20 protein-coding genes and 1 pseudogene are annotated in these 19,960 nt (G+C 72.3%); 11 read left to right on the forward strand and 10 right to left on the reverse strand.

The features are described from left to right. Positions 1-87: 87 nt before the first annotated feature. Positions 88-990: a MurR/RpiR family transcriptional regulator gene (locus tag OG207_RS24065; protein WP_329107820.1), complete on the reverse strand. Its 903-nt coding sequence runs from the start codon at positions 988-990 to the stop codon at positions 88-90. A gap of 241 nt (positions 991-1,231) precedes the next feature. Between OG207_RS24065 and OG207_RS24070 the strand changes: the two genes are divergently transcribed. Both OG207_RS24070 and OG207_RS24075 read left to right on the forward strand, forming a co-directional pair. Continuing rightward, on the forward strand, positions 1,232-1,606 hold the full coding sequence (locus tag OG207_RS24070; RefSeq protein ID WP_329100703.1) for a hypothetical protein: 375 nt from the start codon (positions 1,232-1,234) through the stop codon (positions 1,604-1,606). A gap of 7 nt (positions 1,607-1,613) precedes the next feature. Next, the gene (locus tag OG207_RS24075) at positions 1,614-1,883 is read left to right on the forward strand and encodes a DUF4031 domain-containing protein (protein ID WP_329100705.1); all 270 of its coding nucleotides are present in this window, start codon (positions 1,614-1,616) and stop codon (positions 1,881-1,883) included. 115 nt (positions 1,884-1,998) lie between these two features. Here the strand turns inward: OG207_RS24075 and OG207_RS24080 are convergent, their stop codons facing one another. Further along, a complete protein-coding gene (locus OG207_RS24080; RefSeq protein WP_329100707.1) occupies positions 1,999-2,952 on the reverse strand; it encodes a quinone oxidoreductase family protein in 954 nt (317 codons plus the stop codon). Between the two features lie 68 nt (positions 2,953-3,020). On the opposite strand from OG207_RS24080, the gene OG207_RS24085 reads away from it, so the two are divergent. Further along, on the forward strand, positions 3,021-3,512 hold the full coding sequence (locus OG207_RS24085) for a MarR family winged helix-turn-helix transcriptional regulator (RefSeq protein ID WP_329100710.1): 492 nt from the start codon (positions 3,021-3,023) through the stop codon (positions 3,510-3,512). A 156-nt stretch (positions 3,513-3,668) separates the two neighbouring features. Here the strand turns inward: OG207_RS24085 and OG207_RS24090 are convergent, their stop codons facing one another. Further along, positions 3,669-4,910 carry a serine hydrolase domain-containing protein gene (locus tag OG207_RS24090; RefSeq protein ID WP_329100712.1) on the reverse strand — a complete coding sequence of 414 codons (1,242 nt, stop codon included), beginning with the start codon at positions 4,908-4,910 and terminating at the stop codon, positions 3,669-3,671. 155 nt (positions 4,911-5,065) lie between these two features. Between OG207_RS24090 and OG207_RS24095 the strand changes: the two genes are divergently transcribed. After that, the gene (locus tag OG207_RS24095; RefSeq protein WP_329100714.1) at positions 5,066-6,220 is read left to right on the forward strand and encodes an SMI1/KNR4 family protein; all 1,155 of its coding nucleotides are present in this window, start codon (positions 5,066-5,068) and stop codon (positions 6,218-6,220) included. Between the two features lie 162 nt (positions 6,221-6,382). Here the strand turns inward: OG207_RS24095 and OG207_RS24100 are convergent, their stop codons facing one another. Further along, positions 6,383-6,730 carry a VOC family protein gene (locus OG207_RS24100; RefSeq protein ID WP_329100716.1) on the reverse strand — a complete coding sequence of 116 codons (348 nt, stop codon included), beginning with the start codon at positions 6,728-6,730 and terminating at the stop codon, positions 6,383-6,385. A gap of 548 nt (positions 6,731-7,278) precedes the next feature. On the opposite strand from OG207_RS24100, the gene OG207_RS24105 reads away from it, so the two are divergent. Both OG207_RS24105 and OG207_RS24110 read left to right on the forward strand, forming a co-directional pair. Then, positions 7,279-8,166: a helix-turn-helix domain-containing protein gene (locus OG207_RS24105; protein WP_329100718.1), complete on the forward strand. Its 888-nt coding sequence runs from the start codon at positions 7,279-7,281 to the stop codon at positions 8,164-8,166. A gap of 127 nt (positions 8,167-8,293) precedes the next feature. Continuing rightward, a pseudogene (locus tag OG207_RS24110) lies at positions 8,294-9,167 on the forward strand (hypothetical protein). A 9-nt stretch (positions 9,168-9,176) separates the two neighbouring features. On the opposite strand, the gene OG207_RS24115 reads toward OG207_RS24110, so the two are convergent. Then, a complete protein-coding gene (locus OG207_RS24115; RefSeq protein WP_329107822.1) occupies positions 9,177-10,391 on the reverse strand; it encodes a Cmx/CmrA family chloramphenicol efflux MFS transporter in 1,215 nt (404 codons plus the stop codon). Between the two features lie 54 nt (positions 10,392-10,445). Beyond that, positions 10,446-11,126 (reverse strand): HD domain-containing protein, encoded by a 681-nt coding sequence (locus OG207_RS24120; RefSeq protein ID WP_329100720.1) that lies wholly within the window; start codon positions 11,124-11,126, stop codon positions 10,446-10,448. Positions 11,127-11,282: 156 nt separating this feature from the next. Here OG207_RS24120 and OG207_RS24125 point away from each other — a divergent pair, with 156 nt between their 5' ends. Beyond that, a complete protein-coding gene (locus OG207_RS24125) occupies positions 11,283-11,969 on the forward strand; it encodes a copper homeostasis protein CutC (protein ID WP_329100721.1) in 687 nt (228 codons plus the stop codon). A gap of 238 nt (positions 11,970-12,207) precedes the next feature. Here the strand turns inward: OG207_RS24125 and OG207_RS24130 are convergent, their stop codons facing one another. Both OG207_RS24130 and OG207_RS24135 read right to left on the reverse strand, forming a co-directional pair. Beyond that, positions 12,208-14,289: a HelD family protein gene (locus tag OG207_RS24130; protein ID WP_329100723.1), complete on the reverse strand. Its 2,082-nt coding sequence runs from the start codon at positions 14,287-14,289 to the stop codon at positions 12,208-12,210. A 183-nt stretch (positions 14,290-14,472) separates the two neighbouring features. Beyond that, positions 14,473-15,114, reverse strand: a complete 642-nt coding sequence (locus tag OG207_RS24135) for a hypothetical protein (RefSeq protein ID WP_329100725.1) — start codon at positions 15,112-15,114, stop codon at positions 14,473-14,475. A gap of 224 nt (positions 15,115-15,338) precedes the next feature. Here OG207_RS24135 and OG207_RS24140 point away from each other — a divergent pair, with 224 nt between their 5' ends. Then, positions 15,339-15,518: a hypothetical protein gene (locus OG207_RS24140; RefSeq protein WP_329100727.1), complete on the forward strand. Its 180-nt coding sequence runs from the start codon at positions 15,339-15,341 to the stop codon at positions 15,516-15,518. A gap of 47 nt (positions 15,519-15,565) precedes the next feature. Next, the gene (locus OG207_RS24145) at positions 15,566-16,333 is read left to right on the forward strand and encodes a glycosyltransferase 87 family protein (protein ID WP_329100729.1); all 768 of its coding nucleotides are present in this window, start codon (positions 15,566-15,568) and stop codon (positions 16,331-16,333) included. On the opposite strand, the gene OG207_RS24150 is transcribed toward OG207_RS24145, so the two are convergent. Both OG207_RS24150 and OG207_RS24155 read right to left on the reverse strand, forming a co-directional pair. Continuing rightward, positions 16,291-17,934 (reverse strand): DNA repair helicase XPB, encoded by a 1,644-nt coding sequence (locus OG207_RS24150; RefSeq protein WP_329100731.1) that lies wholly within the window; start codon positions 17,932-17,934, stop codon positions 16,291-16,293. The two genes, OG207_RS24145 and OG207_RS24150, sit on opposite strands and share 43 nt — an antisense overlap. Before the next feature lie 154 nt (positions 17,935-18,088). Next, positions 18,089-18,706 carry a TetR/AcrR family transcriptional regulator gene (locus tag OG207_RS24155; protein ID WP_329107824.1) on the reverse strand — a complete coding sequence of 206 codons (618 nt, stop codon included), beginning with the start codon at positions 18,704-18,706 and terminating at the stop codon, positions 18,089-18,091. Between the two features lie 68 nt (positions 18,707-18,774). Between OG207_RS24155 and OG207_RS24160 the strand changes: the two genes are divergently transcribed. Both OG207_RS24160 and OG207_RS24165 read left to right on the forward strand, forming a co-directional pair. After that, the gene (locus OG207_RS24160) at positions 18,775-19,353 is read left to right on the forward strand and encodes a peroxiredoxin-like family protein (protein ID WP_329100733.1); all 579 of its coding nucleotides are present in this window, start codon (positions 18,775-18,777) and stop codon (positions 19,351-19,353) included. Then, on the forward strand, positions 19,350-19,829 hold the full coding sequence (locus tag OG207_RS24165) for an N-acetyltransferase (protein WP_329100734.1): 480 nt from the start codon (positions 19,350-19,352) through the stop codon (positions 19,827-19,829). The genes OG207_RS24160 and OG207_RS24165 overlap by 4 nt, the downstream gene beginning before the upstream one ends. Positions 19,830-19,960: the final 131 nt, after the last annotated feature.

Here is a 19,960-nt window from a genome sequence, read left to right on the forward strand (position 1 = left end):
CTTCCCTGACGGGTGCGGGTCCCTGGCGGGTGCGGGTGGTGTGCGGGCTGGGCTGAAGTACCGGGGCTCCGTCCCGGACCCCGCGCCTCAAACTCCCCCAGCTACCGCTGGGAGGTGCCCCCTGACGGGGCTGGATGGGGCGGGGCCGGGTTTGCCGTTGTGGCGGTGGGCGAGGGCTTCGTAGGAGGCGGCGAGGGCGGGCGCGGCGGTTTCGTAGGTCTGCTGGGCGACGCCGACGAAGAGGCAGTCGACGACGAGCAGCTGGCTGGTCCGGCTGGACATGGCGGCCGGGCGCAACTGGGTCTCGCGGGCGGCCGAGGTGGCCAGTACGAGGTCGGCGTAGTGGGTGACGGGGCTGTTCGGGCGGCCGGTGAGGGCGAGGGTGGTGGCCCCGCGCTCGAAGGCGACGCGCAGTGGTTCGATCACGTCGCCGGTGCTGCCGGAGTGGGTGATCGCGACGGCGACGTCGCCGGGGCGGAGCTGGACGGCGCCCGTGACGGCCAGGTGGGGGTCGCTGTGGGCATGGGCGAGGAGGCCGATGCGCAGCAGCTTCTGGGCGAGGTCCTGGCCGACGAGGGCGGAGGCGCCGATGCCGTAGATGTCGATGCGGCGGGCGGTGGCGAGCGCGGTGACGGCGGCGGCGAGCTGGGTGAGGTCGAGGGCGGCGGCGGTGTCGGTGAGGGTCTGCGCCTCCTCGTGCGCCAGCTTGGCGACGACGTCCGCGAGCGGGTCGTCGACGGCTATGTCGACGGTGACGGCGGGGGCGGCGCCGGACTCCTGCTGGGCGGCGAGGGCGGCGAGCGCGAGGCGCAGGTCGCGGTAGCCGGGATAGCCGAGGAGGCGGGCGGTGCGGACGACGGTGGCCTCGCTGGTGCCCGTGCGTTCGGCGAGGGCGGAGACGGTGAGCCGGGCGCACGCGGCGGGGTCGGCGGCGACGGCGTCGGCGACGGCCTGCATGGAGCGGGTCATGGAGGGGCCGAGGCTGCGGATCCGGGCCCGGAGGGCGTGGGGCGGGGGAGCCGGGACGGCGCTTCCGGCAGGGCTTGCGGTGGCGCGTCCAGCAGGGCTTGCGGCGGGGCGTCCGGCAGGGACCGGCGGATGGCTGGCAGTTTCTTTCGCATTCTGGCTCACTTCTGAAATTTATTTTCAGGGTCGGGTCCGGTCAATACGCCATTGGGCCTGCGGAAAGAGGGCCTTCATCGCCGGGCCCTCGCGGGTCCACAATGGGCGCATGGACCACGCGACCCCCCTGGAGCAGGCGCTGCACGTCGCCCGCGCCCTCGTTCTCGCCGACCTCGCCGCCGGCGAGGTCGCCGATGCCGATGTCGTCTCCCTCGTCGAGGACTCGGTCACGCACCGCCGGTGGTGGGTGGAGCAGTGGCCGGAGGGCGTCGATTACCTTGCCGGACTCGTAGCCCAGGACGTGAAGGACTCGCTGCTGGAGAAGTACGGACGATGGCCGCTGTGCCCGGTCTGCAACCACGGTGAGCCGCACGCGCTGGACGTGGAGCCGGAGCTGGGACCCGACCCGCACTGGGTGTGTTCGGAGGCGGGCGTGAAGGTGGCCGCGATCGGCGGCCTGGGCCCGGTCTTCGGCCGCCGGTGAGCCGCCGGTGACCGTCTACATCGACCCGCCGACCTGGCCGGGCCACGGCCGCATGTGGTCGCACCTGGTCAGCGACGTCTCGTACGAGGAGCTGCACGCCTTCGCGGCGGGCATCGGCTGCCCGCCGCGCGCCTTCGAGCGGGACCACTACGACGTGCCCTCGTACTGGTACGCGGACGCGGTCGGCGCCGGCGCGGTGGAGATCGGCAGCAAGGAACTCGTGCGCCGCCTCACCGCGGCGGGCCTGCGCCGCCCGAAGGGCCGACCGGCGGCTTAGGCGCCCGTGCTCACCCGTGAGCACCTTGTCCGGCGGACCCGGCCGGCGGAGTCGTTTTCCGCACGAGGGCAGGAGCGCAGGAGCCGCCCCCGGCGATCTCGCTTTCGGTCCGGCGTCAGGCGATCCGCAAGACGCTCTTGCCGTGAGTGGCACCCTCGGCGAGCCGCCGTACGGCGGTGGCCACGTCCGCGAGGGGGTATTCGGCGGTGATGTCCACCCGTACCGTGCCGGCCGCAACGAGAGCGAGGGCGCGGCGGGCACTGTCCGCGAGGCGCTCGGGATGGGTGCGGCCGAGCAGGTTGCTGTTGTACGTCAGGAGCGATCTGCCGTGCATGAGCAGGTCACCCGCATCGGCCGGGACGGGCTCGAAACCCGCGAGGTTGCCGAAGACCACGAGTCGACCATGAGCCGCCAACTGTTCCGGAGCGGCGCGGCGAGCGGCACCGCCGACCGGGTCGAGGATCACGTCGAAGCGTTCGTCGTCGAGCCCGGCCGGGAAGTCCTCGCGCAATACGATGCGGTCGTATCCGAATCCGGCCGCGTATTCGGCCCTGGCGCGGCTACCCGCAACACCGACGATCCGGCCGGCCCCGGCCAGCCGGGCGAACTGGGCGGCCAGCGTGCCGACCGAGCCGGCCGCGGCATGGATCAACACGCTCTCACCAGGCCGAACCCGCGCGATGGTGTTGATCAGGTCATAGGCGGTCGGTGCGCCCCAACCCAGGCCCGCGGCAGTCCGCAGCGACAGGTCACCGGCCTCCAGGCTGAGCGCAGCGGGCGCCAAGACCACCTCGGCGTACGCACCTCCGGTGGTCAACGCCGCGACGGGCGCCCCGACACGGCCCGGGTCCACACCCTCACCGACCCCCACGATGTGCCCGGATGCCTCGAAGCCGGGAACGAAGGGCCGCTGCAAAGGGAAGTGACCCTCGCGAACCATGACGTCCCCCCACTGGACCCCGGCGTAGGCAACCTTGATCGCCACCTGGCCCGGACCGGGCACGGGTTCATCCACTTCAGCAGCGCAGTAACGGCCCTCGATGTCGAAGAGCACAACCTTCACAGTCACAACCCCTTGTGCTGACTCAGTATCCTTATAGTCGAGACAGTAGGTATGTAAGGTTCCTGAGTCAACCCATGAACCTGTTAGTGGAGTGGGAGCCCGTGGTGGAACCCCCGGTCGAGAAGTCCCTCTGTACCCGGATCAGAAGGTCCGAACAGGCGCTGATGGCGCATCACGAGGCGGTGCTGCGCACCTACGGGCTGACCATGACGCAGTACACCGTGCTGCTGACCCTCTCGCGCGAAGGTGGCATGTCCGGCGCCCAACTGGCCCGCTCCTGCGGGGTGACCCAGCAGAGCATGGGCAGTGTGCTGACCAATATGGAAGGCAAGGAACTCATTCACCGCGCAAGCTCCCCGGTGCACGCCAAAGTGCAGATCGCGACCTTGAGCGATGAGGGCCAGGCGCTCCTCGATCGCGCCTACAGGGAAGTGGACGTCCTTGAGCAGGCGCTCACCGATGCGTTCACACCCTCCGAACACGCCGCGCTCTGCGCACTGTTGGAACGAGCCACCACTGTCCTGATCGGGCAGACCCGCAACACGACCACCCCGCCCACCACCTGAACCGCCGGCCTACAGCCGAAACGTCTGCTCCTTCGCGGATGGCGCGACAGCGACCTCGAACCACCCATGCGCGGCGATGACATGGACTCGCGGGGCAGATTTTTTACAGCCTCTGAAGCGTTCCCCCGCCGCACAGGATGAAGATCAAGCTGCACGTCAGGAACTCGGGGTCGGGGCCGGGGTGGGGGCCGGGGCCGAGGTCGGCTCAGGGACGGTGTTGGGCTGGGCCGCGGGCGGGAGTTCCCAGACGTGGTCCGGGGTCGCGATCTTGGTGACGGTGTTGGCGATGAGGGAGCTCAGGCTGGCGAACTTCCCGTCGACGTCGGAGTTCACCACGATCACCATGGTGGCGCGGGCCTGCGGGAGGCGGACGGCGATGGTCTCGTAGCCGGGCAGCTCGCCGTTGTGGCCGATCCAGCCGTCGAGTTCGGCGATGCCGAGTCCGTAGCCCACGTCCGCGTGCCCGGTGGGCAGCATGCGCAGCCGCTGGGCCTGGGTGGCCGGTTCCAGCAGGCGGTCACCGTCGGGAAGCTTCCCGGTGACCAGGGTCGGGACCCAGGAGTGCAGGTCGTCCATGGTGGAGATCATCGCGCCGGCCGCCCAGCCCCAGGACGGGTTCCAGGTGGAGGCGTCGACGGTCGCGCCGTCCGGGGTGAAGTTCGTGTAGCCGTGCACGTACGGGGACGCGATCTCCGCGCCGGTCGGCAGCGAGGTCGAATCCAGGCCGGCCGGTTCGAAGACCTGCTGCTCCAGGTAGGTGTGCAGGGGCTGCCCGCTGACCTTCTCGACGAGCCGGCCGAGCAGCACGGTGTTGGTGTTGGAGTACTCCCAGCGCGCGCCCGGCGGGAAGTTCGCGGGGTGCCGGAAGGCGATGTCCAGCAGCTCCTGCGGGGTCCAGGCGCGGTGCGGGTCGGCCTTGAAGACGGCCGTCCAGCGCGGGTCCTCGGTGTAGTTGTAGAGGCCGCTGCGCATGTCGGCGAGCTGCCGGACGGTGATCTTCTCGCCGCCGGGCACGCCGTCGAGGTACGTCGAGATCGGCGCGTCCAGCCGTACCTTCCCGTCGTCGACGAGCTGGAGGACGCCGGTGACGGAGAAGGTCTTGGTGACGCTGCCGATGCGCGTGTGCATGTCGGTCTTGATGGGGGTGCCGGTGGCCTTGTCGGAGGTGCCGAAGGCGCGCACGTAGGGGTCCTCGCCGTCGATCCACAGGCCGACGCCCACCCCGGGGATGTCGGCCTTGCGCATGGCCGCGGTGATCGCGTCGTCGAGCTGCTCGGCGGTCGCCGGGTCGATGCCGACCCGGCCCGGCGGGGCGGCCGCGGGGGCCTGGCCCGCGCACAACGCGGTGAGCAGCAGGGAGGCGGCTGCCAAGACGGTGGGCGTCCGGTACCGGCCCATGGAGGATCACCTCTGACGCACGTCCCCGAGCGGTCCCCAGCTCCCCGAGCGGACCTTCCCATCGTAGGAAGCCGGATCCGGGGCGGCGACCGGGAACGGGCGTCCACCGGCGATCGGTCGCGGCGTTGTCGGTGGCGTCCGACATGATCGGCACCATGAACTCACCCGTGCCGCCGGTCCGCTCGTCCTGGGACCGCATCGACGGCTGGCTGCGCGAGCACGCCCCGACCTCGTACGAGAACCTCGCACGACCCGCCGACGCCGGCGCGGTCGAGGCGGCGCAGGCGGAGATGGGCCTGCGTTTCCCGGCCGACCTGGTCGACTCGCTGCTTTGCCACGACGGCCTCCTGCGCTGGGGCAGCGTCCTGCCGGGCCCGCCGCCGCAGTCGGTGGCGCAGATCGTGGCGCACTGGCGGATGCGCAGCGAGATCGACGCTGACGACGAGGACCTCGGCGAGCCTTCCGAGCCGGGAGCCGAGCCCTGGTGGCACCCCCGGTGGATCCCGTGGGCCGAGAGCCACGGGACCGCGCAGGTGATCGACATGCGCGAGGGGCCGCAGCAGGGCCGGCTGGGTACGGCCTGCCACGACGACACCGCCCACTTCGAGGACGGGTGGCCCTCGCTGGCGGCGTACCTCGCGGAGGTGGCCGACGTACTGGACCACGGCGGCCTGGCCGACGGCTGCGCGCCCTACCTGATCGGTGACGGGGAGCTGTGGTGGGACCTGGAGGGGGAGACGGAGTTGAACGGCGAACCCCTCGTCCCGGCTCCGACCCCCGCACGTACCGCCGCACTCGCGGTCCGGGCCTCCTGGAGCTTGCCGGAACTGCTCGGGGAGCCGGTCCGTCCGGCGGGCGAGGACGCACTCGTCATCGAGGCACTGGCGCGCGACTGGTCGGTCGTCCTCCCGCCCGACTACGTGGCCGTGGCGAGCGCCTACGGAGACACGATGATCTCCGACTACCTGTACTTCTTCGGCGCCCGCGGCCTGCGCGCGTACGGGGAGCGCAACGCGCCGGGCGCGCCGTCCCCCTCGGTGCCCCATCCCGTCCTGCCCACCTCCGGCGGCGTCCTGGCCTTCGGCCACACGATCGAGGGCGACCGGCTGTTCCTGGTCCCGCACGCCGACGGCAGTTGGACGGTGTCGGCGTTCCGGCGCGGCTGGGCGGACTGGCACGACACGGGGATCGGCTTCGGCGAATGGTTCCGCGGAGCCCTCGCCGGGGTGCTCGCCACCGACTGGCTGCCGGAGTGGGAGCCGGGTCCGCACCCCCTGGAGCTCGGCCCGGACGCTCGCGCGGCGGCCTGACCACCCGTGGTGGCCGGCTGGCCGGCCACCGAAGTTCGACCCGGAGGACGACAAGGCTCGGCATGCGGTCGAGTGTGGGATCGATCGCCGCAAGAGGCATCGAGCCGGGGCCATCAACGAGTGGCTGTGACCAGCGCCTTTCCCGGTCGTGCGGGAGCGGCCTCAGCGGTGGCCCAGCACGTTGACCACCCGGCCGTTGGGGTCGCGGACGAAGAACCGCCGGACACCCCACTCCTCGTCCTGCAAGGGGTGGACGATCTCCGCACCGCTGTCCCGCACGGCCGCATAGGCCGCGTCCACGTCGTCCACTTCGACGCTCATGTCGGGCGCGATGGGAGCGGTCTTGTCGCTGGTCATAAGGCTGACTTGCGCCGCCGGACTCGACGGGGAGGCGAGCGTCATGATCCAGCCGTGGTTCATGACCTCCTCGAAGCCCAGCAGACCATAGAACTCCCGGCTCTCCTGCATGGCCTCTGACTGAATGTTGGGCACGACACGGCGAGCGGCCATCGACGACTCCAGGTGAGAACAGACACGCCTTCGGACCCTCCACAAGTACTACGGCACACCCGCCGCCGCACACACTTTCGCAACAGGCCCAGGTGTGTCGTCCCTTGCGGTCCTGCCGGGCCCGCGGCGGCCCGGGGTGGCCCGGGGTGCCGGACGCCGCGGGCTCGGCCGACATGATCCGAAGGAGGCGACCCCGGTCCCGTCCCCCGGCGGACCGTACGGGCCGGAGCCGTCCCGCCGCCGCCGCACCACCTGACCTGCGGACATCGCTCGTTCACCGGAGTCCGCCCGGTGGGACTCCGGCGGGAGGGACGATCCCAGGATTCAAGACACGAGAGGGAAAGCACCACACCAAACCCCACCCCTCCCGCCCATGGCGCACGCTCACTCGCTTGGGTGAAAGATGCCAACTTGGCTGGCTTCGGGGAGGGTTGCCTGATCTACGCTCAGCGCGACACACCACATGACCGCTGACACACGTCGGCCCCCGCCGGGACTGCAATCCCAGTGCGGGGGCCTGACCACCGAGGAAGACAGACCCCTTCCTGATGGATACCCAGAACACTAGCGCGCGCCTGCACGCCCAGTCCCGGAACGACGGGGAAAACCACCCCTCCCGGCGAACCCGTGCGCACACCCGATCCGGCGGTGTCATCCATGACAACGCCCGCCACACCGCCCGCTTCACGGTGATCGGCAACCACCTCGCCCAGCACGCCGAGCTGTCGCTGCTGGCCATCGGCCTGGCCGTGCACATCCAGTCCCTGCCCGGCGGCGCGCTCGTCGACATCCGGACCCTGGCCGGCCGCTTCCCCGAGGGGAAGACCCGGATCGCCGCCGCCCTGCGCGAACTGGAGGCCCACGGCTATCTGCGCCGCACCTGCGAACGCACCAGCAGCGGCCGCGTCGTCACCCGCACGGTCTCCTGCAACCAGCCGGGCCGGACCGGCGCCCCGGACGAGCCGCGACCGGAGCCCCGGCGCCCCGCCCGCCGGGAGGGCGAGCCGCCGCGCCGCGCCCTGCCCGCGGTTCCGCAGCCCGCCTACCCTGCCCCTGACCTCCTCCGGGCCGCCATCGAGGTCCTCGTGGGCCTGCGCCGCGCAGATCCCCGCATCCTGCTCTCCGCCACCGAGGTCGAGCACCTCGCCCCCGGGGTCGCGGCCTGGCTGGAGCGCGACCTGTCCCCGAGCGCCGTTCACCACGCCCTGACCACCGACCTGCCGACGGAGCCCCTGCGCCGCCCGGCCGCCCTCCTGGCCCACCGCCTCGCGGCGCAGCTCCCGCCCGTGCCGCCGTTCCGCGCCCCGGCAGCACCTCCGCCCGTCAGACACCCGCTCCAGAACTGCGACCTCTGCGACCGCGCCTTCCGCGCGGCCGACCCCGGCCGCTGCCGCGGCTGCCTGACCGAACCGCCCGGGGTTCACCCCTCCGGGTGAACCATCGCCGCATCGGCCCGTTCCGCACGGCATCGCTTCCTACGCTCCCCGCAAGACCCATTCGTGGCATTTGCCAGAGGCACTTCCCAGAGGCACTTCCCACCTCGCCACTCCCACAGGAACCCCGATGGTCAGTTCGCCCCACGAGGCGATGCACCGCATCTTCCAGGAACACCCGGAGCTCTTCTCCCGTGCTCGGCGTCGACTTCGCCCCACCCACGTCGTTCACCGTCCTGCCCAACGACCTCACCGAGACCCAGCCCTTGGAACGCCGCGTCGACACCCTGCTGCGGTTCGACACGGAGCGCGACGGGTCCTTCCTCCTCGCCGTCGAGGCCCAAGGCAAGAAGGACCCGGACAAGCCCGCCAGTTGGGCGTACTACGCCTCCTACCTCCTCACGAAGTACCGGCTGCAGCCGATGCTGCTGGTCGTCTGCCAGGACCGCTCGACCGCGGAATGGGCCGCCCGCCCGGTCCGCTTCGGGCCTCCGCAGTGGCCCCTGCTCACCCTGTGCCCGCTGGTGGCGGGGCCGCACAACATGCCCCTGATCACCAGTCCCGCCGAAGTCCGGAAGGACCTGGCGCTGGCCACTCTGGCCGCGATCACCCACGCCACGAATCCGGACATCGGAGCCATACTCAAAGCGATGACCAACGTCCTGCGGGACACACCCGCAGCCCTCGCCAACCCGATCGTCGAATTCGTCGCACAAGGCATGGGTAAGCACCCATCCGCAGCACTCTGGAGGAAGCTGGTGGCCGTGGACCTCTCTTTCTACAAGTCGTCCCTCTCCGAGGAACTCCGAGACGAGGGCCGGGCCGAGGGCGAGGCGCGTCGGGCGGCCGAGGACGTCCTGGCTGTTCTCGCGGAACGGAGCATCGAGGTCCCCGAGGCGGTCCGTGAGCGGATCACCGGCTGCGGTGACGCCGAGACCCTGAGCCGCTGGCTCCGGCGTGCCGTCACCGCGGCCTCCGCCGATGCGATCTTCGGGGACGGGTAGCGGGCGGCGTCAGGCGTGGGTGGGCGCCGGGGTGGCGGGGGCGCTGCTGCCGGTGATCACGCGGGTGGCGCGCGGCGGCGTACGGCGGTCCAGGCGCAGGGCGGCCGCGGTGAGGGCGATCGCGGTGACGGTCATGGCGGCGCCCGCCCAGGCGGTGGCGGCGAAACCCAGGCCGGCGTCGATGACGGTGCCGCCGAGCCAGGGGCCGCCGGTGTTGCCGAGGTTGAAGGCGGCGGTGGTGGTGGCGCCGGCCAGGGTCGGGGCGGCGCCGGCCACGTTGAACATGCGGGCGTTGAGCGCCGGGGCGGTGAAGAAGGCCGAGAAGCCGAGCAGGAAGGCCAGGGCGACCGCCGCGGCGGCGGCGGAGGCCAGCAGGGCGAGCGCGACGAGGAAGACGGTCGAGGCGGTGATGCCCCAGATCATCACGCCGAACAGGTGCGCGTCGGCGACCCGGCCGCCGACGGTGGTGCCGGCCAGCGCGCCGATGCCGAAGAGGCCGAGGATCCACGGGACCCATCGCGAGTCCAGCCCGGCCACGTCCGTGAGCAGCGGCGAGAAGTAGCTGAAGGCGCAGAAGACGCCGCCCGCGGCCAGCGCGGTGATGCCGATGGAGAGCCACACCTGGCGGTCGCGGTAGATGCGCAGCTCGCGCCCGAGCGACGGCTTCTCGGCGGGCAGCGGGATCTTCGGGATCAGCGCCAGGATGCCGACGAGGGCGATCGCGGAGGCGGCGGCGACCGACCAGAACGCGGAGCGCCAGCCCAGGTGCTCGCCGAGGAAGGCGCCGGCGGGGACGCCGAGGACGTTGGCGATCGACAGGCCGCCGATCATGACGGCCATCGCGCGGGCCCGCTGGTCCATGTCGACCATGGCGATGGCGACGGCCGCGCCCACGGCCCAGAAGCCGGCGCAGGCGAACGCGGAGACCACGCGGGAGGCGAAGAGGAGCTCGTACGTGGGAGCCAGCGCCCCGGCGACTTGCCCGAGGCCGAAGAGGCTGATGAGGGCGATGAGGGTGGTGCGGCGGGGGAGCCGCAAGGTGGCCACGGCCAGCAGCGGTGCGCCGATGACCATGCCGATCGCGAAGGCGGATATGAGCAGGCCCGCCTGCGGGATGGTGACGCCCATGTCCTCGGCGATCGGTGGCAGCAGGCCGGAGAGCATGAATTCGCTGGTGCCGAGCGCGAAGACGGACAGGCCGAGGACGTAGACGGCGACGGGCATGCGGGGGCGTACGGCTGCTGCGGGCATGACTGTCACCAACCCGTGCGAACGCGATCAAATTCCCTGGTCGGTGAGGTCGGCGAGCTCCGCGGCCAGGTTGGTGCGGGCCGGGGCCTCCCAGTGCGCGGCCCCGTGGGGCGTGCGGAAGAGCCGCGGCAGGTCGAGCAGCTGGCGCAGGACGGCGGCGCGGCCGGTGCGGAAGGCGTCGTCCGGGACGAAGCCGTACTCGGCGCGGACGGCGGCCGTGTACGCGGCGTACGCGTCGGGTTCCCCGGCCAGGACGGCCAGGTCGGCGTCGCAGAGGGCCTCGCCGTCCGTGTCGCCGGGGGCGGGGTCGTGGGTGACGGTGAGCCGGACGAGGCGGGCGACCTCAGCGGTGCGCGCGGGGTCGATGCCCAGCTCGGGGAGGGCGCGCTCGGCGAGGGCGGCGCTGCGCTCCTCGTTCTCGGACCGGTCGGGGCGGTAGACGGCGTCGTGGAACCAGGCGGCGAGCTGGACGGCGGCCGGATCGGCGGCGTGCGGGGCCAGTACGTCGATCCGTGCGAGTACGTCGGCCAGGTGGGCGGTGGTGTGGTAGCGGCGCTGCGGTTCCGCCCAGGCGGCCAGGAGGCGGTCGGCGTAGGGCGCGGGGTCGCGGTCGGCGGCGGCGCCGGCGGCGGTGACGGTCGCCTGCCAGCGGGCGCGCAGGTCGGCGGTGTCCGGGTGGGTGTCGCTGCGCTGGGTGCCTGTGTCCATGGGCACATTGTGGGGTGGCGCGATTGTGCTGGTGAAGGGCGGGTGGAGGCCCGTATTCTGAATATTGGACTAGACCTCTCCTAGGGTTTTCCCTGGGCTCCCTGGTTTCCCTGGTTTTCCGAGTTTCCCGAGCTTTTCGAAGAAGGATGGGATCGAATGAGCAACCGTGCGCTCCTGGAGGTGATCGCCCTCGACGTGGAGGACGCGGTCGCGGCCCAGGCCGGTGGGGCGGACCGACTCGAACTGGTCACCGACATGGCCGCCGACGGGCTCACCCCGCCGCGCGAGACCTTCGCGGCGATCAGGGCGGCGGTCGACATCCCGCTGCGCGTGATGCTCCGCAAGACGGACGGGTTCGCGGCCGGCGACGTCTCCGTCTTGGCCCGGGCGGCACGGGAACTGCGGGCGGAGGGCGCGCAGGAGTTCGTCCTCGGCTTCCTGGACGCCGACGGTGCCCCCGACCTGGCCGCCGTCGAGGCGGTCGTCGCGGAGCTGGACGGCTGCCGCTGGACCTTCCACCGGGCGATCGACCGCGCGGCGGACCGGGACCAACTGCGCAAGGCGCTGGCCGATCTGCCGGGGCTGGACACGTACCTCACGGCGGGCTCGGCGGCCGGGGTGGAAGCCGGGCTGCCGGTGCTGCTGGCGGAGGCGGCGCGGGGCGGCGAGCCGGGGTACGGGGCGCGGATCCTGGTGGGCGGCGGGCTGACGCTCGCACACCTGCCGGTGCTGCGCGCGGGCGGGATCGACGCCTTTCACATCGGTGGCGCGGCGCGTCCCTCCGGGTGGGGCGGTCCGGTCTCCGCGGCGGCCGTCGCGGACTGGCGCACCGCCCTTTCCTGACCGGGGGTGCGGTTGTCGGGTGCGCCGCCTTCTCCTGACCGGGGGTGCGGTTGTCGGGTGCGCCGCCGTTGCCGGGGGTGCTGCCCCCGGACCCCCGCGCCTCAAACGCCGGCGGGGCTGAAATGCCGGGGTGCTGCCCCCGGACCCCCGCGCCTCAAACGCCGGCGGGGCTGAAATGCCGGGGGGCGCCGCCCGGGGCGCTTGCGCAGCGGCGCCGCACATCACCCGCCGACCGCCGTTAGGCCAGGGCGTTCGGGAGCGGGGCCGAGTGGAGGGCCGTCAGGCCCGAGACCGCGCGGGTGAGGCAGACGTACAGGCGCCGCAGGCCCGTCCGCTCGTCCGGCTCGCCGTCCACGATCGCCGCGGGCTCGTCCAGGACCACGTAGTCGTACTCCAGGCCCTTCGCCAGGGACGCCGGGACGAGGGTCAGCCGCGACTCGGCGGTGGTCTCCTCGCCGGGCGACAAGTACGGCAGGCTCGCCGCCAGCAGGGCCTCGGCCAGTACCGGGATCCGCGCGTCCGCCGCGATCAGGCCGATCGAGCCCTCGCGCGCCAAGGAGTCACGGCAGGCGGCGATCACCGCCGCAGTGAGGTCCGGGGCCTCCTCGACCCGTAGCGATCCCGGCGCCTCGCGCACGGAGGAGACGGGGGCCAGGCCCGGGGAGATCGACGGCAGCAACCGGGAGGCGTAGGCGATCACCTCGCGCGGCACGCGGAAGCCCGCCGTCAGTTCCTCCAGCACCGCCTGCGGCTTGCCCAGGTGTGCGAGGGCCTCGTCCCAGCTGCGCGTGGCCCACGGCGTGGTGCCCTGCGCGAGGTCGCCGAGGATCGTTGCCGAGCCCGTGGTGCAGCGCCGGCCCACCGCCCGGTACTGCATCGGCGACAGGTCCTGGGCCTCGTCGAGGACCACGTGGCCCAGCGAATGCGTCCGTTCCACCAGGTCGGCCGCCTCGTCGATCAGGACCAGGTCCGCCGCCGACCACTTCGCCGACTTCACGCTCCGGAACGGCTTCGTCCACAGCAGGAGCTTCTGCTCGTCCTCGGTGAGCAGGTCCGCCGCGTGCAGGGCGAGGAACTCGGGGTCGGACAGCAGGCGCAGAACCAGCTTCGCCGGTTCGACGGCCGGCCAGATCTCCTTGACCGCCGCCTTCACCGCCGCGTTGCGGGCCACCGCGTCCTGCACCCGGTCGTCCGGGGCCTCGCCCGCCTGCTCCATCCGTACGAGCACCGCGTGCGCGATGCGCTGCGGCAGGGCCTCCCGGGCCGCGCCGTAGCGGATGGTGCGCTGCTGCAGCTCCTCGACCATCTCCGCCAGCTCGTGCGCGGGCACCCGCCAGCGGCGCGAGCCGCGGACCACCATCAGCGGCTCCGTGGGGCGCGTCACGTGCGAGCGGACGGCACGGCCCAGTACCTCCGCCATGCGGGCGTCGCCCTTGACCACGGCGGTTTCGGCGGCGTCCGTGGCGCGCACCTCCAGCCCGGGGCGGGCGACGAGGTCGTCGACGGTGGCCTGCTTGACCTCCAGCTCGCCCAGGGCCGGCAGGACCTGCTCGATGTAGTGCAGGAAGGAACGGTTCGGTCCGATGACGAGCGTGCCCGTGCGGGCGAGGCGGTCGCGGTGCGCGTAGAGCAGGTACGCGACCCGGTGCAGGCCGACGGCGGTCTTGCCGGTGCCGGGGCCGCCCTGCACGCAGACGGAACCGGTCAGGCCGGAGCGGACGATCTCGTCCTGCTCGGGCTGGATCGTCGCGACGATGTCCCGCATCGGGCCCACGCGCGGGCGCTCGATCTCCTGCTGGAGCAGTTTGCTGACCGCGGTCGCCTCGCCGGGGTCGGACAGGTGCTCGTCCTCGTACGCCGTCAGCTCGCCGCCGGTGTACCCGAAGCGCCTGCGCAGCGCGATGTCCTGCGGGTCGGTCTTGGAGGCGCGGTAGAACGGCTGGGAGACGGGCGCGCGCCAGTCGATGACCATCGGGTTGCCGTGGGCGTCGTGGACGTGGCGGCGGCCGATGTAGAACTGCTCGCCCTCCGCGCCCTCGGTGAGCTCCGTGCCGGGTGCGTGCAGGTAGTTGAGGCGGCCGAAGAACAGCGGGGTGTGGGCAAGGTCGGCGAGGGCTTTGATGCGGTCGTCGATCTGGGCCTGGAGGACGATCGCGTTGACCCAGTTCGCGGTGACGTCGCGGATGTCGAGGGACTCGACGTCCTCGCGCATGGCGCGCAGGGCGGAACGCGAGGCGGCGAGGTGGGCCCGCTCGCGACCCAGCGGGTCGGTGGGCGCGGTCGGATCGTCGTGCGTGGTCTCGGGGGCGTGCGCGGGCACGGAACTGCCTCCAGCTGCTGGATGCGGAACAGATGGCCCGCCGGTTTCCGGCCGGAGGGCGGCTCTCCCCGATGAGGCGGCGGGAGGCGGCAAGAGCGGAGATTCTAGCCACCGGTGCGGTGCGGCGCGAACGGATATCAGGAGCCGGGGATCGGATCAACGGATCAACGGATCATCAGCGGATCACGGGATCTGGAGGGTGTTGAGGAGCTGCTGGTGCATTGCGTCCAGGTCCTTCTTCTGCGCCTCGGGACCGTAGGTCAGGGCCATGACGAGATGGTCGTCGTCGGAGATGAAGCGGATGGAGCCGACCGCGGCGCCGTCGGGGCCCTCGCCGGTGAGGCTCGCGTCGAGGGCGGGGCGGCCGTCCACCGTCGTCTTGCGGACGTTTTCCGTGGTCAGGGTGCCGCCGCCGGTCAGGCCGTACGCGTCGACGAAGCCCTTGAGGGCGTCCTCCAGCGGGATCCGGTCGCCCGGCATGTCGTAGACGGCGAAGCCGGTGGCGCCGTCCGGGGTCTCCACCCCGTACACGCGGGCGTCGACGGAATCGCCCTCCATGGGGATGGCACCCATGCGGACCTTGGCCTTTCCGGGGAGCTGGGCCGTGATGCCGCTGGGGGGATCGGTGGTCTTCACCGAACTCCGGGCGGGCTGGGTGGACGTGGACGTGGGCGAGGGCGTGGGGGCGGCAGCGGCGGCGGCAGTGGCCGCGGCGGCGTGTGCCGGGGCGGCGAACGCGGCGGCGGACGGCAGCAGCCCGCCCGTGACCAGGGTTGCCGATGCGGAGAGCAGCGCGAGGCGCCGCGTCCGGGAACGGTGGGTCATGCGGATCACTCCCATGGGGTGGTCGCCGGTACCGCGGACCTTCCCAGGGTCCGTCCCGACCGGCCCCCGTGCATCCGGACGGGTACCGGGCGTCGTACTGCGGAGTGTCAGACCTTGGTATCCACCCCTAGGGGTGCGCATGCGACGGGAGGAGGACCCGGGGGCCCGTGAGGTTCCCTCCCGGGAGCGATGTGCGGGACGGCTCGAAAACGCACCATGGATCCATGAGCCCCGCAACCTTCACCTCGATCCAGGGCAGCCGTCCTCGCGGCGCCGACTCCGACTCCCTTCCGCGCAACGGTCTCGGCGGCATGCTGCGCGCCGTCAAGATCTTCGCGGCGACCGCCGTGAGCGTCGTCGTGCTCGGTGACTACTCCGAGGACGCGGGCGTCATACGCCATTGACCTCGGGCCCCGCCCAGCACCTGCACTGATCCACTAGGGTCACGCGGGTGACCCGCAGTCCCGTTCCCAGCCGCTCACCGTCGTCTCTCGCCGGTGTGCTGCTGACCGGTTCGCTGCTGCTGCTCGGCGTGCTCTGCATCGCCCTGCGCATTCCGGTGGCCGACGCCCTCGTCCAGGGGTTCTCCGCCGCCGAGTGGGGGCCGTCCGCCACGTATCCGCCGTTCGCGGCGATCGTGTTCACGCCCGCAGCGTGGTTGCCGAGCAGCGTGCTGAAGGCCGTCCTCGTCCTCGGCAACGCCGGCTTGCTCGCCCTGCTGATCACCCTGTCCTGCCGGCTCGCGGGACTCCGGTCCCGGCCCGGGCCCGTGCTGGCCGCCACCATTGCCGGGCTGTGGCTGCAGCCGCTGTTCCAGGCACCGTTGGCCGGGCTGATCAACCTGGCCCTCGCCTGCCTGGTCCTGTGGGACCTCGGCCGGCCGCGCTCCGCGCTGGGCAAGGGCTTCGCGCTGGGCGTCGCCGCCGGGATCACCCTCGCCCCGGCGGCCATCGCCGCCTACCTCCTGCTGACCCGCCGCGTCCGCGCCGGGCTCACCGCGCTGGCGGCCTCGGCCGGGACCGCCCTGCTCGGGCTGCTGGTCCTGCCGGAGGCCTCAGCCGAGTTCTGGACCCGGCACCTGGCCGACGCGGCCGGGGCCCTCGTACTGGACTGGCCGCCGCTGTGGGTCTGGTGCGCTCCCTTACTGGCCGTCCTGACCGCCCGCGCGTGCCGGAGTCAGTCGCTCGCCAGCAACTCGTCGGCGTCCATGATCCGGTAGGCGTACCCCTGCTCGGCCAGGAACCGCTGGCGGTGCGCCGCGAAGTCCTGGTCGATCGTGTCGCGCGCGACGACCGAGTAGAACCGCGCCTCGTGGCCGTCCGCCTTCGGACGCAGCACGCGGCCCAGGCGCTGGGCCTCCTCCTGGCGGGAGCCGAAGGTGCCCGACACCTGGATGGCGACGGTGGCCTCCGGCAGGTCGATGGAGAAGTTCGCGACCTTCGAGACGACCAGCACGTTGATCTCGCCCTCGCGGAAGGCGTTGAAGAGCTTCTCGCGCTGCGCGTTGGAGGTCTCGCCCTTGATGACGGGGGCGTCCAGGTGCTCGCCCAGCTCGTCGAGCTGGTCGATGTACTGCCCGATGACGAGGGTCTGTTCGCCGCGGTGCTTGGCCACCAGGGCCTCGGTGACCTTGCGCTTCGTCGCCGTCGTCGCGCAGAAGCGGTACTTCTCCTCCGTCTCGGCCGTCGCGTACGCGAGCCGCTCCGATTCCGTCAGGTTGACCCGGACCTCCACGCAGTCGGCGGGCGCGATGTAGCCCTGCGCCTCGATCTCCTTCCACGGGGCGTCGAACCGCTTCGGCCCGATGAGGGAGAAGACGTCCGACTCCCGCCCGTCCTCGCGCACCAGCGTCGCGGTCAGGCCGAGTCGGCGCCGCGCCTGCAGGTCGGCGGTGAACTTGAAGACCGGCGCGGGCAGCAGGTGCACCTCGTCGTAGACGATCAGGCCCCAGTCCCGGGAGTCGAAGAGCTCCAGGTGCGGGTAGATGCCCTTCCGCTTCGTCGTCAGGACCTGGTAGGTGGCGATGGTGACGGGCCGGATCTCCTTGCGGGTGCCGGAGTACTCGCCGATCTCGTCCTCCGTCAGCGAGGTCCGCTTGACCAGCTCGTGCTTCCACTGGCGGGCCGAGACGGTGTTCGTCACCAGGATCAGCGTCGTCGCCTTGGCCATCGCCATGGCCCCGGCGCCGACCAGCGTCTTGCCGGCGCCGCAGGGCAGGACGACCACACCGGAGCCGCCGTGCCAGAAGCCCTCGACGGCCTGCTGCTGGTACGGCCGCAGCGCCCAGCCGTCCTCGGCCAGGTCGATCGGGTGCGCCTCGCCGTCCACGTAGCCGGCGAGGTCCTCGGCGGGCCAGCCGAGCTTGAGCAGCGTCTGCTTGATCTGCCCGCGCTCGGAGGGGTGCACGGCGACCGTGTCGGCGTCGAGCCGCGCGCCGACGAGCGGGGCGACCTTCTTGGACCGCAGGATCTCCTCCAGCACCGGCCGGTCGGTGCTGGTCAGCACCAGCCCGTGGACGGGGTGCTTGCTGAGGGTCAGGCGGCCGTAGCGCGCCATGGTCTCGGCGACGTCGACGAGGAGCGCGTGCGGGACGGGGTAGCGGGAGAACTCGACGAGCGCGTCGACGACCTGCTCGGCGTCATGGCCGGCGGCCCGGGCGTTCCACAGGCCGAGCGGGGTGATCCGGTAGGTGTGGATGTGCTCGGGTGCCCGCTCCAGCTCGGCGAAGGGCGCGATGGCACGCCGGGCGGCTCCGGCGAGCTCGTGGTCGACTTCGAGGAGGAGGGTCTTGTCGCTCTGGACGATGAGTGGACCATTCACGCGCGGCGCCCCGTTTCATTCAGGTCAAACCTCCAGTGTGCCGTACGGCGCGGAGGCTGGGAACACGGCGCTTCGGCGGGGCGCCGGACGGGGCGCACGGACGAGGCGCACGGACGAGGCGAGGGGCGCGGCATCCGGTGGGTCGGGCGGTCGGTCAGCGGCCGAGGCCGTTCAGCAGTAGGGCGAGGCCGCCGTGGAACTCGCGGTCCGGGGTGAGGTGGCGGGCGCCGAGCGCGGCCTCGGTCAGGTACGGGTACTCCTGGGCCGGGAGTTCGGCGATCGCGGCGGTGCCCGCGCCGGAGAGGGCGCCGAGGTGTTCCTGCTGGATCGCGCCGATCACGTAGGCGAGCAGGGCCCGCAGGGCGATGATCCGCTCCTCGGGCCCGAACCCGGCCTCGCCGAGCACGCCGAGGACGGTCTCGCCCCAGCGCAGTACGCCGGGGGAGCGGTGCCGGTGGCTCATGGTGAGCGGCAGTACGGCGGGGTGCGCGCCGACGGTGTCCCGCATCCGGTCGACGAGGAGCGTGACGCGGGCGCGCCAGGGGCCGGTGGTCAGGGGCGGCGGGGTGCTGTCGACGGAGCCGAGGACCAGTTCGACGACGAGGGCCTCCAGCTCCCCGCGGTCCTGGACGTACCGGTACAGGGCCATGGTGCTGATGCCGAGTTCGACGGCGACGGCGCGCATGGACAGCCCGGGCAGGCCCTCACGGTCGATCACGGTGAGGGCCGCGGCGGCCAGTTGGTCCGGGGTGAGTGAGCGGGGGCGCGGCATGGTGTTGACAGCGTACGGCATACGCTTACGCTGTAGGTGTACGTCATACGCTTACGAAGGAGACCTCAGTGCCCTCAGTGCCCTCAGCGCAGCTCGACACCGGTTCCCTCGTCCGTACCCGCACCCTCACCGCCGTCGCGGACGGCGCACCCGTGGCCGTCCCCGACCCCGAACACCTCGTCCACCTGCAGTTCCGCCGGTTCGCCGGCTGTCCCATCTGCCATCTGCACCTGCGCTCGGTGGTGCGGCGGCACGCCGAGATAGCAGCCGCCGGGATCCGGGAGGTCGTGGTCTTCCACTCCGGCGCCGACGAACTGCGCGAGCACGTGGCCGACCTGCCCTTCGCCGTCGTCGCGGACCCCCGCAAGCGGCTGTACGCGGAGTTCGGCGTCGAGTCGTCCTACCGCGCCCTGCTGGCCGCCCGCGCCTGGCGGGCGATCGCCGTCGGCACCCTCGACATCCTGCGCGGCCGGGCGAAGCCGCCGACGCTTCACCAGGACGGCGGGCGGCTCGGACTGCCGGCGGACTTCCTGATCGCGCCCGACGGACGCGTGCTGGCCGCCGGCTACGGGGTGCACGCGGACGACCAGTGGCCGGTGGAAAAGCTGCTGACCCTGGCGGCACGGGCACGTACCGTCCTGGCATGAATCATGATCAGCAGCCCTTCGTACCGGCCGACTTCGCGGTACCGCGGACGCTCGTCGCCGACGGCTTCCGGCTGGAGCCGCTCGGCGCCGAGCACAACGAACGCGACCTCGCCGCCTGGACCGGGAGCATCGCGCACATCAGGGCGACGCCCGGGTTCGTGGGGCGGGGCTGGCCGCCGGTGGCGGGGATGACCGCCGAGGCGAACCTGGCCGACCTGCTCCGGCACGCGCAGGAGTTCGAGGAGCGCGTCGCCTTCGCCTACAGCCTCCTGGAAGGGGAGGCCGACGGCGTCGGCGAGGTGATCGGCTGCCTGTACGTCCACGGCTCCCGAGAGGCCCCCGGCCGGGTCGCCGTCAGCCACTGGGTGCGCGCCGACCGGGCCGCGCTGGACGCGCGGGTCCACGAGAGGATCACCCGCTGGCTCCACGAGGTGTGGCCCTTCGACGCCGAGCGGATCGACTACGCCCCCAGGTGAGACCGGTGGCCGTCGGCGGCCGCTCCGGCTGGCCGCCCCGACCACGAGGGCCTGCTCCCGCGCACCGTTCCCGGCGTCGACGACGGCCCCTCGGCGGGGGTGCGTTCAGGCGTTCCGGGGCCGAACGGGTA

Origin of the sequence: Streptomyces sp. NBC_01439, assembly GCF_036227605.1 — a bacterium.
In the GTDB taxonomy this organism is placed as follows: Bacteria; Actinomycetota; Actinomycetes; order Streptomycetales; family Streptomycetaceae; genus Streptomyces.

What these genes read in the sequence shown, in the direction of transcription:
- OG207_RS24095 (WP_329100714.1), top strand. Translation starts at nt 5,066, where the DNA reads ATGAACTCACCCGTGCCGCCGGTCCGCTCGTCCTGGGACCGCATCGAC.
- OG207_RS24100 (WP_329100716.1), bottom strand. Translation starts at nt 6,730, where the DNA reads ATGGCCGCTCGCCGTGTCGTGCCCAACATTCAGTCAGAGGCCATGCAG.
- OG207_RS24090 (WP_329100712.1), bottom strand. Translation starts at nt 4,910, where the DNA reads ATGGGCCGGTACCGGACGCCCACCGTCTTGGCAGCCGCCTCCCTGCTG.
- OG207_RS24140 (WP_329100727.1), top strand. Translation starts at nt 15,339, where the DNA reads ATGAGCCCCGCAACCTTCACCTCGATCCAGGGCAGCCGTCCTCGCGGC.
- OG207_RS24115 (WP_329107822.1), bottom strand. Translation starts at nt 10,391, where the DNA reads ATGCCCGTCGCCGTCTACGTCCTCGGCCTGTCCGTCTTCGCGCTCGGC.
- OG207_RS24125 (WP_329100721.1), top strand. Translation starts at nt 11,283, where the DNA reads ATGAGCAACCGTGCGCTCCTGGAGGTGATCGCCCTCGACGTGGAGGAC.
- OG207_RS24105 (WP_329100718.1), top strand. Translation starts at nt 7,279, where the DNA reads ATGGATACCCAGAACACTAGCGCGCGCCTGCACGCCCAGTCCCGGAAC.
- OG207_RS24135 (WP_329100725.1), bottom strand. Translation starts at nt 15,114, where the DNA reads ATGACCCACCGTTCCCGGACGCGGCGCCTCGCGCTGCTCTCCGCATCG.
- OG207_RS24070 (WP_329100703.1), top strand. Translation starts at nt 1,232, where the DNA reads ATGGACCACGCGACCCCCCTGGAGCAGGCGCTGCACGTCGCCCGCGCC.
- OG207_RS24120 (WP_329100720.1), bottom strand. Translation starts at nt 11,126, where the DNA reads ATGGACACAGGCACCCAGCGCAGCGACACCCACCCGGACACCGCCGAC.
- OG207_RS24165 (WP_329100734.1), top strand. Translation starts at nt 19,350, where the DNA reads ATGAATCATGATCAGCAGCCCTTCGTACCGGCCGACTTCGCGGTACCG.
- OG207_RS24155 (WP_329107824.1), bottom strand. Translation starts at nt 18,706, where the DNA reads ATGCCGCGCCCCCGCTCACTCACCCCGGACCAACTGGCCGCCGCGGCC.
- OG207_RS24085 (WP_329100710.1), top strand. Translation starts at nt 3,021, where the DNA reads ATGAACCTGTTAGTGGAGTGGGAGCCCGTGGTGGAACCCCCGGTCGAG.